The 14,819-nt window shown below is 62.8% G+C and carries 12 protein-coding genes and 1 pseudogene; 8 read left to right on the top strand and 5 right to left on the bottom strand.

The window, feature by feature from the left end; genetic code table 11:
* Window positions 1–178 precede the first annotated feature (178 nt).
* Window positions 179–1,756, top strand: a pseudogene (locus C0058_RS21225) (ATP-binding cassette domain-containing protein).
* A gap of 6 nt (window positions 1,757–1,762) precedes the next feature.
* Here C0058_RS21225 and C0058_RS21220 read toward each other — a convergent pair.
* Window positions 1,763–2,683, bottom strand: a complete 921-nt coding sequence (locus C0058_RS21220; RefSeq protein ID WP_008432448.1) for a DMT family transporter — start codon at window positions 2,681–2,683, stop codon at window positions 1,763–1,765.
* A 92-nt stretch (window positions 2,684–2,775) separates the two neighbouring features.
* Here C0058_RS21220 and C0058_RS21215 point away from each other — a divergent pair, with 92 nt between their 5' ends.
* From C0058_RS21215 to C0058_RS21190, 6 genes are all read left to right on the top strand, one after another.
* The gene (locus C0058_RS21215; RefSeq protein ID WP_003211741.1) at window positions 2,776–3,339 is read left to right on the top strand and encodes a helix-turn-helix domain-containing protein; all 564 of its coding nucleotides are present in this window, start codon (window positions 2,776–2,778) and stop codon (window positions 3,337–3,339) included.
* A 154-nt stretch (window positions 3,340–3,493) separates the two neighbouring features.
* The gene (locus C0058_RS21210; RefSeq protein WP_003211739.1) at window positions 3,494–4,690 is read left to right on the top strand and encodes an SfnB family sulfur acquisition oxidoreductase; all 1,197 of its coding nucleotides are present in this window, start codon (window positions 3,494–3,496) and stop codon (window positions 4,688–4,690) included.
* 12 nt (window positions 4,691–4,702) lie between these two features.
* A complete protein-coding gene (locus C0058_RS21205; protein ID WP_003211737.1) occupies window positions 4,703–5,044 on the top strand; it encodes a hypothetical protein in 342 nt (113 codons plus the stop codon).
* Window positions 5,044–6,459 carry an LLM class flavin-dependent oxidoreductase gene (locus tag C0058_RS21200; RefSeq protein WP_003211735.1) on the top strand — a complete coding sequence of 472 codons (1,416 nt, stop codon included), beginning with the start codon at window positions 5,044–5,046 and terminating at the stop codon, window positions 6,457–6,459. Before C0058_RS21205 ends, C0058_RS21200 begins: the two co-directional genes overlap by 1 nt.
* Before the next feature lie 123 nt (window positions 6,460–6,582).
* Window positions 6,583–7,170 (top strand): AMP-binding protein, encoded by a 588-nt coding sequence (locus C0058_RS21195; RefSeq protein WP_003211733.1) that lies wholly within the window; start codon window positions 6,583–6,585, stop codon window positions 7,168–7,170.
* Window positions 7,171–7,256: 86 nt separating this feature from the next.
* A complete protein-coding gene (locus C0058_RS21190) occupies window positions 7,257–8,675 on the top strand; it encodes an FAD/NAD(P)-binding protein (RefSeq protein WP_102369505.1) in 1,419 nt (472 codons plus the stop codon).
* A gap of 103 nt (window positions 8,676–8,778) precedes the next feature.
* Here C0058_RS21190 and C0058_RS21185 read toward each other — a convergent pair whose 3' ends face one another.
* From C0058_RS21185 to C0058_RS21170, 4 genes are read right to left on the bottom strand one after another with little or no spacing between them, the layout of a single operon-like run.
* Window positions 8,779–10,044, bottom strand: coding sequence for an efflux RND transporter periplasmic adaptor subunit (locus C0058_RS21185; RefSeq protein WP_102369504.1), 1,266 nt, complete (start codon window positions 10,042–10,044; stop codon window positions 8,779–8,781).
* Window positions 10,034–11,515: a TolC family protein gene (locus C0058_RS21180; RefSeq protein WP_102369503.1), complete on the bottom strand. Its 1,482-nt coding sequence runs from the start codon at window positions 11,513–11,515 to the stop codon at window positions 10,034–10,036. Before C0058_RS21180 ends, C0058_RS21185 begins: the two co-directional genes overlap by 11 nt.
* Window positions 11,508–12,707, bottom strand: a complete 1,200-nt coding sequence (locus C0058_RS21175; RefSeq protein WP_003211725.1) for an ABC transporter permease — start codon at window positions 12,705–12,707, stop codon at window positions 11,508–11,510. The genes C0058_RS21180 and C0058_RS21175 overlap by 8 nt, the downstream gene beginning before the upstream one ends.
* Window positions 12,704–13,411 (bottom strand): ABC transporter ATP-binding protein, encoded by a 708-nt coding sequence (locus C0058_RS21170; protein WP_023658970.1) that lies wholly within the window; start codon window positions 13,409–13,411, stop codon window positions 12,704–12,706. The genes C0058_RS21175 and C0058_RS21170 overlap by 4 nt, the downstream gene beginning before the upstream one ends.
* A gap of 363 nt (window positions 13,412–13,774) precedes the next feature.
* On the opposite strand from C0058_RS21170, the gene C0058_RS21165 reads away from it, so the two are divergent.
* Window positions 13,775–14,551 carry a TetR/AcrR family transcriptional regulator gene (locus C0058_RS21165; RefSeq protein ID WP_102369502.1) on the top strand — a complete coding sequence of 259 codons (777 nt, stop codon included), beginning with the start codon at window positions 13,775–13,777 and terminating at the stop codon, window positions 14,549–14,551.
* Window positions 14,552–14,819: the final 268 nt, after the last annotated feature.

The raw sequence follows: 14,819 nt of genomic DNA, 5'->3' as shown, positions 1-14,819 counted from the left end.
AATCTGCGGGAGTTTGGGATGCATCATACGTGCCGGAATCTTGATCACCAAACGGCAAGATGTGGCAGGATCCTACAAGGTAGGCTGAAAAAGGCTGTTTGGCATTGTTTCAATGCCCGTATCCAGGGCAGGTATGCTGTTTAAAGGTTTTTTTCAGCCTGTTGCATAAGGACGTGTGATGACCCAGCGATTGCTCCACCTTGACCATGTCGCCTGCAGCCTGCCGGATGGACGCAGCCTGTTCGACAATCTGAACCATGCCTTCAGCGCCCGGGCGACCGGCCTCGTGGGGGCCAACGGGACGGGCAAGTCCTTGCTGGGCGCAATGCTCGCGGGCACCCTGCAGCCCACCCGCGGGCATGTGCGCCGCGAGGGCAGTGTGTACGCGGTGACGCAACTATTGGAGCCCGAACGCTATTCCAGCGTGGCGGCGCTGGCAGGTGTCGACCAAGTGCTGGCGGCGTTGGCGCGCATCGCCGAGGGCAGCGTGGACGAACAGGACCATGCACTGGCCGTTGATCAATGGGATTGAGCGCCTCGACTGGCGGCGGCCCTGGAGCAAATCGGCCTGGGGCACTTGACTGCCGACTCGCCAACCGCGGCCCTCAGTGGCGGCGAACGCCAGCGCGTCGCTTTGCTGGGCGCCTGGTTGTCGAGGGCAGACTGGTTGATCCTCGATGAGCCCAGCAACCACCTGGACATCGATCAGCAGCACAAGCTTGCCCAGCAGATTGATCGCTGGTCCGGCGGCCTGGTGCTGATCAGCCATGATCGCGGGTTGCTGGAGCACATGGGCGAGATTGTCGAACTGTCGCCCAAGGGCTTGGCGGTGTACGGCGGTAATTACAGCCACTATGCGGCGACACGAGAGCAGGAGCAGCAGGCGTTCCAGTCGGCGTTGCAGGGGGAGCGCGCGCACGCCAAACGTGAGCAGCGTGAAGCGGTTATCCAGATGGAGCGTCAGCAGCGCCGCAATGCCCGGGGCGACCGCCAGGCCCGGGATGGCAACCAGAGCAAACTGATCACCAACGCCCAGAAAGAGCGCAGTGAAAACAGCCAGGGCAAGTTGCGCCTCAATCAGCAGCTGGCGCGTGAGCAGCAACAGCAGCGGATCGCCGAGGCGCGTGCGCGGTGTGCGCCCGAGATCCAGCGCATGATGCTGTCGCCGGAAAGCGTGGTGCCCCAGGGCAAGCTGGTGCTGCAGTTGAACGACGTGGTGTTGCCGTTTGGCAGCCCGGCGCCGATCAATCTCACCCTGACCGGCCCGACGCGCATGGCGATCCTGGGAGCCAATGGCAGTGGCAAGTCGACCCTGCTGCGGGTGATTGCCGGCCAGTTGCCGGTGGCTGCCGGTGAGTTGGCGCGCAGTTGCCATATCGGCTGGCTGGACCAACACGCCGGGCTGGAGCACCCCGAGCGCACGGCGGTGCAATGGCTTTACGAAAGTAATCCGCTACTGGCGCAAAGCGAAGCGCGTACACGGCTGGCGCAAATGGGCATTGATGCTGACCGCGCGATGCTCGACACCTGCCAACTGAGCGGCGGCGAGCGTCTGAAAATTGCCCTGGCCGCACAGCTCTACGCCGAGCATCCGCTTCAATTGTTGTTGCTGGACGAACCCGACAACCATCTGGATTTGCCCAGCCGGATTGCCCTGGAGCAAATGCTCAATCAGTACCAGGGCGCGCTGATCGTGGTGTCCCATGACGAGGCGTTCCTGCAGGCCATCAACCTGGACGGTGAGTTGCGCCTCTGAGGCCGCTTAACCCTGGTTTTCATGTTCCAGTTCGGCCTGGGGCTCGGCGAGCCGCTGCCGGCGGGTTTTCATCTCACTGACAATCACCGCCGCCACGATCAACGCCGCGCCCACCATGGCAATCGGCGGGAAGCGCTCCCCGGCAATCCGCCCGACTACGCCGGCCCACACCGGCTCCCCGGCATAAATCAGCGTGGCGCGAGTCGGCGAGACGCTTTTCTGCGCCCAGTTCATCGCCACCTGAATCACCGCGCTGGTCAGCCCCAGGCCCACCGCGCTGAACAGCAGCAACCAGGAAAACCCCGGCAGCGCCTCGCCCATCGGCACCACCATCAGGAACGACAGCACCGACGCCGTGGCCAGTTGCACCACCGTTACCCGGCGTACATCCACCTGCCCGGCAAAGGCGCTGATCAGGATGATCTCGGCGGCAATCGCTACCGCACCGATCAACGTGGCGATTTCACCGGGGCTGAAATTCAATGATGCCCCGGCCGGGCCGGTCAGCAGCATCAGCCCGGTAAACGCGAGCATGATGCCGATGCTCGGCATCAACCCCGGCCGCCGTCCCAGTACCAGCCATTGCAGCAGCGGCACGAATGGCACATACAGCGCAGTAATAAATGCCGACTGGCTGCTCAGGATCGTCTGCAAGCCAATGGTCTGCAAACCGTAGCCGAACATGATCGCCACACCGATAAAGCAGCCAGCCTTCAATTCAAACAGCGTCAGGTTCCGCAGGCTGCGGAATGAGAACGCCCCGACGATGAGCGCCGCTGCAGCAAAACGCAGGCCGACGAAAAACATCGGGCCGCTGACCGCCATGGCGTGCTGCACCAGCAAAAAGGTGCCGCCCCAAAACATGGTGATCACCACCAATACACATTCGGCTTTGCTGAAACGGGAAAACAATGGGGAGGTGGTCATGGCGGCTCGGTCTTGCACAGGAAGGGCGCGGACCGCACAATGCGCCGCAAGCTGGGCAGTATACTGCGCAACCCCACCCTGTGAGCAATATAGTGCACAAAGAAAATCCGCAACGGGCCTCGGTCCTGCAACACGTCAGCCAGAACGTTCGGCGCCTGCGCCATGCGGCTGAGTTGAGCCAGACGGCGCTGTCCGAAAAATCCGGCGTCAGCCGGCGCATGCTGGTGGCAATCGAGGCGGGGGAGAAAAACGTCAGCCTGTCGACCCTCGACCGGGTGGCCGAAGCCCTGGACGTGGCCTTCAGCGACTTGATCCAGGCCCCGGATGCCGCTGATCACAGCCGTATCAACGAACTGGCCTGGGCCGGTGACATCCCCGGCAGCAAAGCCGTGCTGCTGGCCAAGGCCACCGCGCGTCGCGAAGTGGAACTATGGGAGATGCGCCTGGAGCCCGGCGATCGCTACATGCCTGAACCGGACCCCGAGGGTTGGAGCGTGCAGTTGTTTGTGTTCGAAGGCACCCTGACGCTGGTGCTGGGGGATGAGGAAAAAAACGTCGCCACCGGTGAGTTCCTGATGTTCGCCAGCCGCTACCTTCACGCCTATCGCAATGACGGCGACGTGGCGGTGCGGTTTGTGCGCAACGTGGTGATTTAACTGTTGGCAGTGCAACAGTGGTTGGACACTTTGCTGTTTTGAACCGCCAACGACTTCCCTGATATACCGGCAACCCGCTGATTTCATTGCACATTGCATTCGGGCACGACTCCTGCAATCACTCCAGTATCTCTCTGGAGCCTGGAGTCGGCCCATGTCAGCCCAACCCCTACAACCTGCCCACATCATCCGTTCGGACGCCGAGGCCATTGCGGTTGCCACCGAGTTGGCCAAGCGTTTTGCCGTGGACGCCGGCGTGCGCGACCGCGAGCGACGCCTGCCGGTGGCCGAGCTGGACGAATTCTCTGCCAGTGGCCTGTGGGGCATCACCATTCCCAAGGCCTACGGCGGCGCGGGAGTGTCCTATGTGACGGTGGCCGAGGTGATCAAGCTGATCTCCGCCGCCGACCCGTCCCTGGGGCAGATTCCGCAGAACCACCTGGGCGTCGTCGACATCCTCCTGCAAACCGCCAGCGAGGAGCAAAAGCAGCACTACTTCGCCAAGGTCCTGCTGGGCTATCGGTTCGGCAATGCCTTCTCCGAAGCCAAGAGCAAGAACGCCGGCACGTTTGACACACAAGTGCGCTTTGACGGCGACAGTGCGTACATCAACGGCGAGAAGTTCTACTGCACCGGCGCACTGTTCGCCCATATCGTGCCGACGGTGGGCGTCAACGAAAAGGACCAGGCGTTCATCGCCTTTGTCGAACGGGACGCGCCGGGCCTGCAAGTGATCGACAGCTGGGACGGCTTCGGCCAGCGCACCACCGCCAGCGGCGGCGTGACCCTCGACGGTGTGAAGGTGCCGCTGAGTGCGGTGATCCCCGCGCACCAGGCCTTCGACCAACCCACCGCCAACGGCCCGATTTCGCAGATCATCCAGGCGGCCGTCGACACCGGCATCGCCCTCGGGGCCCTGGAACAAGCCAAGATTCATGCACGCCAGGCCCGGCCCTGGATCGACAGCCAGCAGGATCACGGCTGGCAAGACCCGTTCACCATCGCCGCCATCGGCGACCTGGAATGGCGGGTCCACGGCACCGAAGCGATCCTCGCCAAGGCCGGCATTGCCGTCGACCAGGCCCTGGCCAACCCCAACGAAGACACCGTGGCCAATGCCTCGTTGGTCGTCGCCCAGGCCAAAGTGCTGTCGGCGGAAACCGCCTTGCTCGCCAGCAGCAAACTCTTCGAACTGGCCGGCACCCGCTCGGTGTCCGGCAAGCACAACCTCGACCGCTTCTGGCGCAACGCGCGTACCCACACCCTGCACGACCCGGCCCGCTGGAAATACCACCTGATCGGCAACTTCGTGCTCAACGGCGTCAAGCCCGCACGCCATGCCTGGAACTGAGGAGCTGCATCCATGACCGCACTGAATCAGGCGCGCCAACTGCTGGAAAGCACCCGGCGCTTTGTCGAGAAAAGTGATGACCCCTACGTGATCAGCCGCTTTGGCGATTTGCAGATTCGCGTGGAGGTAGCGGCTGCTTTGTTTGAGCGTGCCGAAACCCACCCAGGCCCGGTGGCCCTCACAGAAGCCCAGATAGCGGCTGCCGAGGCCCTCATCGCTGTCAGCAACGCCGAATTCGAACTCACCGGCCAGCGTACTGCGCTGCCGCCGACCCTTGATGATCCCCTGCGCTGGAAATACCAGATTGTCGGCAACTACCACCTCAACGGTGTCGCCCCCCGGAGTAACGTTTAATGCCTCGTGAAATCCGTTTGAATGCCTTCGACATGAACTGTGTCGGCCACCAGTCGCCGGGTCTGTGGGCCCACCCGCGTGACCGCTCATGGCAGTACAAGGACCTGGAATACTGGACCGACCTGGCAAAAATTCTCGAGCGCGGCAAGTTCGACGGCCTGTTCATCGCCGACGTGCTGGGCATCTACGACGTCTATAACGGCAACGGTGACGCAGCGATTCGCCAGGCGACCCAGGTGCCGGTCAACGACCCGCTGTCGCTGATCGCACCCATGGCGCTGGTCACCGAACACCTGGGTTTTGGCCTCACCGCTTCACTGTCCTTCGAACACCCGTACCCGTTCGCCCGGCGCCTTTCCACCCTCGACCACCTGACCAAGGGCCGCGTCGGCTGGAACATCGTCACCTCGTACCTGGAAAGCGGCGCGAAGAACCTCGGCCAGAAAGCCCAGACCGAACACGATGCGCGCTACGACTACGCCGAGGAATACCTGGAGGTTTGCTACAAGCTCTGGGAAGGCAGCTGGGAAGAGGGCGCGGTGTTACGCGACCGCGAACGGCGGATCTTCAGCGACCCGAGCAAGATCCACGAGATCCGCCACGTCGGCAAACACTTCCAGGTGCCCGGCATTCACCTGTGCGAACCGTCGCCACAACGCACGCCGGTGCTGTACCAGGCCGGGGCGTCGAGCCGTGGCAAACAGTTCGCCGCCGAACAGGCCGAATGCGTGTTCGTTGCCGCACCGTCGAAAGTGCTGCTGAAGAAAACCGTCGCTGACATCCGTCGGCGTGCGGCTGAGGCAGGCCGTGATCCGAAGAAAATCCTGATCTTCAACCTGCAGACGGTGATCGTTGGCGAGACCGATGCCAAGGCCAAGGCCAAATTCGACGAATACAAATCCTACGTCAGCTACGAAGGCGCGATGGCCCTGATCTCCGGCTGGACCGGCATCGACTTCAGCCAGTTCAAGCCCGATGAACCCCTCAAGCATGTGCATACCAACGCCATTCAATCGGCGGTGGAAGCCTTCTCCACTGCCGACCCGAACAAGGTCTGGACCCCGAATGAACTGGCAGACTGGGTCGGCATCGGCGGCTTCGGCCCGTTGTTCGTCGGCGGCCCGGAAACCGTGGCCGATCTGTTGCAGGAATGGGTTGAAGAGACCGATGTGGACGGCTTCAACCTGGCCTATGCACTGACCCACGAGACCTTTATCGACGCGGTCGAGTTGCTGGTGCCCGAGTTGCAGAAGCGCGGCGTATACAAGACCGAATATGCCCAGGGCACCCTGCGGGAGAAATTGTTTGGGGACGGCGCGCGGTTGGCGGACAACCATCCGGGGGCCAGCTATCGTGATTTGTCGGGTGTACATAAAACAAATGTGGGAGCGGGCTTGCTCGCGAATGCGGACTGACATTCAGCATTGATGTTGCCTGACGCACCGTTTCGCGAGCGAGTCGAGCCGTCCCACCGCCGCCCACATAAATCCGGCCAGCGGACCACCGCATGCTTGTTTCACCAATAGGAGCATCACCCTATGAGCGTGCATGAACTTGAACTTGCGTTGGATGTGGAATGGCCCGCCGAACGGGTCACGGTGTTGCCCGAGGCGTTGGCGCAGTTGCGCCATTGGGCACAGGTGACCCCTTTGCACAGCGCCCTGCGCCACAAACGTGACGGCCAGTGGTATGCCTGGCGCTGGATTGATGCGTTGCGGGATGTCGAGCGCCTGGCTGATGGCTTGCGTCAGCAGGGCTTTACCGAGCAGTCGCGGCTGGCCCTCAGCGGTGCCTTCGAACCCGGCCTATTGCTGCTGGCCCTGGCCGCCCAGGTGATCGGTGGCCAGATCCTGACCCTGGCGGATGACCTCGAGCCCGCTGCCCTGCAGCAACAAGTGTGGCGCATCCGGCCTACCCACGCGTATGCCCCTGGGTTCCAGACGTTGGCGATGGTGCGACGGATCGACCCTGTGGACACCTCACAACGGCTCTGTCGCTGGTGGCAGCCTTCGGGCAAGACCGAATTGTGGAGCGGGGAAAGCACCCATTGGCAAGGCGGCCTGGCGACGGTGCTGGAGCAATGGCTGATTAGCGGCCAGAGCCTGGGCTTCCCGCAGTCGGGCTGAACTAGGCGTCCCGGGTCGATGTGCTGGATACTGCACGGGGCGATTTTTACCACAACCATTCAGGCAGACAGTAAGGGCGCAATTTCATGAGTGAAACCGAACGCGGACAGGCGACGAGCGCCATTCGCAACGCCGATGTGCTGATTGTCGGCGGCGGCCTGAGCGGGACGATGCTGGCGGTGCAGTTGCTGCGCCTGCCGGGCACGCGGCAGATCCTGGTGATCGAGCCGCGCCAGGAACTGGGGCGCGGCGAGGCCTACAGTGCGGTAGAGCTTGGGCACACCTTGAACGGCAACGCCGCGCGCATGAGCGTCGACCCGGACAACGCCGATGACCTGACCCAGTGGCTGACCGCCTACATCGCCGGCGGCGGCTGGCCCGAGTCGGACCAGCAGCACGTGCCCATCAGCGAACTGTTTCCGCCCCGCGGGATTTTTGGCCTGTACGCGCAGCAGCGGCTGGCCGAGGCCAAGGCGATTTCCGCGTCGACCGTCGAGCACATTCGCGCCGAGGTGACAGACCTTGAGGTGGATGAACACGCCACACGGCTGACCTTGAGCGACGGCCAGCAACTGCGCGGTGCCTGTGCGGTATTGGCCACCGGCATGTTCCCGGCGGCACGCACGCCACAGACCGAATCCAGCGGCTTGAATGCCGCTGCCGTCGACCCGTGGGATGTACCGGCCATGACCCAACTGGACCCCCAATCCACCGTGCTGATCATCGGTTCCGGGCTGACCATGGTGGACGCCGTGGTGTCCCTGGAACAGGCCGGCCATCGCGGGCCCATCGAGATTTTTTCGCGCCACGGCCTGTTGCCCCATGTCCGTCGGCAGCCGCCGGCCTGGGTCGACTTCCTGGGAGAAGACCACAGCCTGCGCAGCCCCCGGCAATTGCTGCGGGAGGTGCGGCGCCAATGCCGGCTCGCGCTGGAGCAGGGGATTGACTGGCAAGCGCCGCTGGACACCGTGCGTGCCAACATCGGGCGGTTGTGGAGCCAGGCCAGCGAGGGCGAGAAACGTCAGTTCGTGCGGCATGTGCGGCCCTGGTGGGAAAGCCACCACCACCGTTCGCCGCCGTTGAGTGCCGAGTTGGTGACGCGGTTGCATGGGGAAGGGCGGCTGCGGATCCGGGCGGCTTCGTACAAGGGGCTGGTACCTTCGCAAGGTGAGGTGACGATCCGCCTGCGTCATCGTGGAGAGCAGGATGTGGTGCAGGTGTCAGGGGCAGCGCTGATCAACTCCAGCGGGATTGAATATGACTGGCGGCGCGTGGCCCGGCCGTTGCCCAGGCAGTTGCTCAAGCGCGGGCTGATTCAGCCCGGGCCGTTGGCGTTGGGGATTGCGGCGGATGTGTCGGGGGCGGTGCTGGATGCCCACGGGAATGTCAGCCGGCGGCTGTTTGCCATGGGCCCGCCGTTGCGCGGGATGTGGTGGGAAAGTACCGCAGTGACGGATGTCGCGATTCAGGCCAAGGCGCTGGCCGCGAGGTTGGCACACCTCTGAATCTAATGTGGGAGCTGGCTTGACTGCGATAGCGGTGGGTCAGCTGCATCTTTATCAACTGAGAGATTGCTATCGCAGGCAAGCCAGCTCCTGCAGGTCGGGTTCATGGACCGACCTTCACAAACCCAGGCTTCAACCCAAACACTTCAACCCCCTGGGCCGTCGACTGCCCGGTGGTCACCGTCACCCGCTCCACCGGTTTATCCATCGCTGCCCGATATTCCACCGTCATCACCCCATCCCCGCGACTGATCGCCTGGGCCGGTACGACAATCGCCTGGTCATTGTTGTAGGTCACAATGGTCAACCGCGCACTCATCCCCAACCTTACCCGTTGCAACTGTTGTGGGGTCAGCTTGGGAATCGACAGGGTCACCGGAAACTGCGCGCTGCCCTGGCTGTCGCTGGCAATTGCCAGGCCACTGACCACGCTGACCGACCCCGTCAGCCGTTCCCCATCAAACCCGTCGCCCATCACCTCCACCGCTTGCCCTTGGTGCAACTGGTTGATGTCCAGCTCCGACACCTTGGCGACGATTTTCAGTTTCTCGATATTCGCCAGTCCAAACAGCACCTGGCCCTGGCTGACCTTGCTCCCGGCCTGCACCGGCGCGCTATTGCTCCCGCCGCCCTGGGTCGATGAGTTACTGCCCGGCGCCGGCACCACAATGCCGGAGAACGGTGCCTTGACCTCCTTGCCATCGAGCAGGGTGCGCAGGGCTTCATATTTCACCGTGGCGTTGGTCAGCTCCATATCGGCGATCTGCCGGTATTCGCCCTGGCCTTGTTCAACTGCCTGTTGCAGCTCAGCGCGGGCGGCCGTCAGGTCGAGTTGTTGCTGGGTGGCCTGCTGTTTCAGGTCGTCGAGTTCGTTGCGCGGGATGATGCCGCGCTTGAACAGGTTCTCGCTTTCGGTCAGTTTGCGCTGGGTGTTGCTGGCGGTCATTTCGGCAGTGCGCAGGGTGCGGCGGGCGCGCCCGACTTGCTGGCCACTGTCCCAGTCCTGCATTTCCTGCACCGTGCGCCGGGCCTTGAGCTGGGCGGAGAGGGCGTCGCGCAGTTGCACTTCGAGGGTGGCCGGGTCCATGCGCAGCAGCACCTGGCCGGCCTCGACCCGCTGGCCCTGTTCCACCAGGTTGGCCTGCACATTACCGTCGAACGGCGCGGTGAGGGTGATGGTGGTGTCAGGCTCGATCTTGCCCACCAGGCCGATCTGATGCACCAGCGGGTCGACCTTCACCGCCAGCCACTGCTCGGCGTTGCCGGGCTGGTTGGCGGCCGGGCTTTGACGGCTGAGCAGCGTGATGCCGACGCCGGCCACCAGCACAATCAACACGGCGCCCAACAGGCGCTTCTTATTAGTAGTCATTGAGGGCGATTTCCCAACTTTCCAGCGTCATGCCCAGGGTCAGGTCGAGCTGAGTCTGGGCGTTCAAATAGGCAATCAGCGCATTGAGCCGTGAGTTCTCGGCGTTACGCAGGTCGGTTTCGAAACTCAATACCTGGAAGTTCGTGGAGCGCCCGGCGCTGAGTTTTTCCCGTTCGATTTCGATCTTGCGCTTGGACAACTCCACCGCCCGCTGGGAAATTTCATACTGGCGCCAGCGGGTACCGAGGTCGCGCACCACATCGTTGACGTCGCGCTCCAGTTGCTGGCGGGCGTCGGCGATGATGATCTCCTGGTTTTCCACATCGACCCGCGCGTGCACCTCGGCCTGGCGAGTACTGATGTCGCCGATGGGAATCTGCACCTGCACGCCGGCGTAGCTGTCCCAGCGCCGATTGCTGTTGTAGCCGTTATCGTCATTGGTGGCGGCCCGAATCTGGTTGGCACCGGCCACCAGGTCCACTTGCCAGCGGCCGGAGTCCTTGGCGATCACCAGGTTGAGGTCGGCCTGCTGGCTGCCGAGCAGGGTGGCGAGGTATTCCGGCTGCTGGTTCTGCGCCAGCACGAAAGCCTGGCGTTTGTCGATGTCCATGGGCTTGGCTTCAAGGGCCTCGGTGGCGCGTATCGGTGTCGACAGGTCGAGCGCCAGCAGGCGCAGCAGGGCCAGGCGGCTGGTGTCCAGTTGGTTCTGGGCTTCTTCCACCCCCAGTTGCTGGGTGGCGATATCGGCTTCGGTCTGCACAATCTCGAACTCGGCCATGCGCCCGGCGCTGATCAGCGCCTTGTTCACTTCAAGCAAGGTGCCGGAGCGCTTGAGGGCGTCCTGCACGATGCTCAGTTGTTCCTGGGCCCGCAGCAACTCGCGGTAGGTGGCGATGATGTTGCTGATGGTCTGCGCCACGTTGGCCTTGAGGTTCAGGCGGTTGGCCTGTTCCGACAGGCGTGACAGGCGCAGCGGGGCGGTGGTGGCGTCCCAGCCGGCACCGCGCATCAGCGGTTGGATCAGTGACAGGTCGAGGCCGTCGCTGCGGTAGCGTCCGGCGCGATCGGCGTTGTTCAGTTGTTGGGTCCAGTTCATGCTCAGGCGCGTGCCGTACTCACCGAGCAAGGTGGCATTAGGCGCGAGGTTAGCGTTGCGGGAGCTGTCTTCAGTGCCTTTAGTCGTGCGGTAGTAGCTGTTCAGGGTCAGCTTGGGGTTGAACGTGTCTTCAGCTACCCGCAGGTCGAATTTCTGCGCCACCCGTTGCAGGTACGCGCTGCGAATCGCCGGGTTGTTGCGCAGGCCCAGGTACACCGCATCCCCCAGGGTCAGGGTGGTGGACTGGGCATTCAGCGACACGCTGCGTTCATAGCCACTGCGGGTGGTACTGGGCGCGGAGGGGCGAATCACCACGTCGGCGGCCACGCTGTGCAGGCTTACCAAGGCGGTCAACAACAGCAGCCGTTTATTCATCGCGCAGGGCCTCCACCGGCTGCAGCCGCGAGGCCGACACCGCCGGATAGATCCCGAAAAACAGCCCCACCAGCAACGTGCTGCCGACCCCGAGCGGCAGCGCGGCCACTGCCAGGGAAAACTGCCAGCCGGACAGCCTGGCATACAGGTACGCGGCGGTCATGCCCAGTACCGCGCCGCATACCGCACCCACGGCGGTCAGGGTCACGGCTTCCAGCAGGAACAGGTTGCGAATGTCGCGCTGGCGCGCCCCGAGGGCCATGCGAATCCCGATTTCCCGGCGCCGCTCCGAGACGTTCATCAGCATCACGTTCATCACGCCGACGCCGCCGCCCACCAGGGAGATCGCGCCCAGGGCCAACAGCAGGTAGGCGAAGGTCCGACTTTGGCGGGTCATGCCATCGATCATTTGCTGGGGCACCTGAATGTCGACATCGTGGTCGGTGAGCTGGGCTCGCAGTGCCACGGCTGAGTCCTGGGCGAGGCGTTCCATATCCTGGCCGGGGGTGGCACGGATGATCACGTTGCCGATTTGCGGGCTGGCGTAGATCCGGCGCATGCCCGGGGCGGGGACGAACAGCGATTCGTTGGCCTGTACGGGAATCAGCATTGCCCGGGGCTGGCTGTGCAGAATGCCCACGATCAGGAACAGGTAATCGTTGATACGTACCCGGTCGCCCAGTTGCAGCGGGTCGCCGGGCACGCTCAAGGCCTGGACGACCTGGTCACCGACGACCGCATAGGTTTCCCCAGCATCGAAACTCGACAGGAAGCGCCCGTCGCGCACCGACAGGCGCATGGCATCCTTGAGGTCCGGCGTACTGCCGACGAGGCTTGCGTTCCAGGTACGGCCATGGAACACCACTGGCCCGCTGAACAGCGAGACCGCACCGATATGGGCAATGCCTGGAACGCTGCGGCGCACGGCTTCCAGGTCCAGGCTGGCGGGCATTTGCGCAGTGCTGGCACCCCTGGGCGGGAATTGCGCCACCAGGGTGTCGGTGCCCATGTCCTTGAAAATCATCGCCGCGTCTTCGGCGGCGTTGTGCCCGATATTGATCAGCGCCACCACCGAGGAACTGCCGATGACGATGCCCAGCAAGGCCAGGATCGAGCGCTTGCCCAGGGTGCGCAGGCTGACAAACGCCTCGTGCAGCAACTGGCTCAGGCTTTGTTCGACCCGCAGGCTCATAGGCGCCCGGCCTCTTGCACCACACCATTGCGCACCAGGATCTTGCGATTCAGGCGTTCGGCAATGTGCGGGTCGTGGGTGACGATGATCAGCGTCACCTGCTGCTCGCGGTTGAGCGCCAGCAACAGGTCCATGATCTCCTGGGCGGTGGTGCTGTCGAGGTTGCCGGTGGGTTCGTCGGCGAGGATCACCGACGGGTTGCCGACCAATGCCCGGGCGATGGCGACCCGTTGGCGCTGGCCGCCGGAAAGGTCGGCCGGGCGATGGTGGGCGCGCTCGGCCAGGCCCACCTGGTCGAGCATGCGCAGGGCCTGTTCCACCGAGTCGTGGCGTGACACGCCGCGGTAGCTCAGGGGCAGGGCGACGTTGTCCAGGGCACTGAGGCGTGGCAGCAGGTTGAAACTCTGGAAGACGAAACCGATCTGCTGATTGCGGATCGCCGCCAATTGATCGGGGCTGGCGCTGAAGATGTCATGGCCGGCAAAGCGGTACTGGCCGCAGTCGGGCAAATCCAGCAGGCCGAGAATATTGAGCAGGGTACTTTTGCCGGAGCCGGAGGCGCCGAGGATGCCGCAGCTGTCACCGGTTTCGATGGCCAGGCATACATCATTGAGAATCGACAGGTGTTGACCGGCCAGCTGATAGCTTTTGCCGATGCCTTGCAAGGAGATAAAGCCTGGGTGCGCGGGGGTATCTGTCATCATGACTACGCCTGCAGCCTCGACAGCGCCGTGCTTCCCCCGAAAATCCTTGTAACAAGTTCAGGAGCTGCCTGGTACACGTCACGGACTGGTTTTATTTCTTGTTTTTAAAATATTGTTTGAATACTAACCGCGATCCAGCCGTTCCGCCAGCCATGGATATAGAGCGGTTTTACCCTTTGAAACGATTCTTCAAAGGGACGTTTCCGGCGCTGCAAAAATCCATCAGCTATCCTCAATGAGCCCGTTGCTGTTGGCTTTGAATAGTATGGCGCTGTGTCACTACTTGCTTTCAGGCAGCGGCCCCGGTATAAAAAATCAAATTAATTTTTAAAACAATATTTCCGCAGTGGAACCCCAATCCCTATGGTCGCGAAGAAACTCAGCGCTCCAAACGTTACCAAGACCCGATTGCTGGATGCGACAGAGGCTCTTTTCATCAAATACGGCTATGACGCTGTTTTGTTGCGGCAGATAACCGAGAGGGCCCAGGTCAATCTCGCTGCGGTGAATTACCACTTCGGGGACAAGGACTCCCTGATGAAAACCCTGCTGATGCAGCGCCTGGAGCCGCTCAACGAGCAGCGCCTGGAGTTGCTCGCCCGGTGCGAAGCCGAATCCGACGGCCCGCTGGATTGCGACACCTTGCTCGGGGTGCTGTTCGCCCCGGCCATGGGCCTGGAACGCAGCGACCCGGCCAGCGGGGAAGGGCGTTCATTCATCCGGTTCCTGGGGCGGGTGTACAGCGACACGTCGCCGTTTATCCAGGAATACCTCAAGGTGCATTACCAGCCGGTGTTCCAGCGCTTCTTCGAAGCCTTCGCCCTGGCGCTTCCGGACTTGCCGCGCAACGAGCTGGGGGTGCGCCTGCAATTTGCCCTCAAGGCGATCTCCGGGGTGATGGCCGGTACCGAGCTGCGTTTGCTGATGAACTCCATGAGCCTGGGACGCCCGGCCACGGATGCCGAGGTCATGGCCAAGCTGATTACCCTGGTGTCGGCGGCGATTCGTGTGCCGCAGCAAAGTCCTGAAGCCGAAACGGCCCTGGCGCGGGTGCTCGATACCCAGCGCGCGATACGTGAGCAAGCGGCGTCGCCTGTCAACAAGGTGGCTCGTTGCCCCATCAAGACCGGCTCGCAATGAGCCGGTTTGCTTCGACTCCTCTCTTCAGAAACCGTGTGGCCACTCAAATCCCGGGCAAAAAAAACCCGCTGGGGCGGCGGGTTTTTAACTACAACGTTTGTAACGGATGAGGCTTTACCCTACGTCTCTGGATGTGAATAAAACGTGAAAAATATGTAAGAGAAAGTGTGAAGTCTATTGGCTTGTGTAATCCCGACAAATGGCAGTCAGCGTTTACTGTGAACCTGGCCGATAAAGTCTACAAGGTACTCACTCACCCGTTCCGGCG

It is taken from the genome of Pseudomonas sp. NC02 (assembly GCF_002874965.1).
GTDB lineage: Bacteria > Pseudomonadota > Gammaproteobacteria > Pseudomonadales > Pseudomonadaceae > Aquipseudomonas.
The sequence above is the reverse complement of the archived record's forward strand: the minus strand, read 5'-3'. Positions and strand labels throughout refer to the sequence as shown.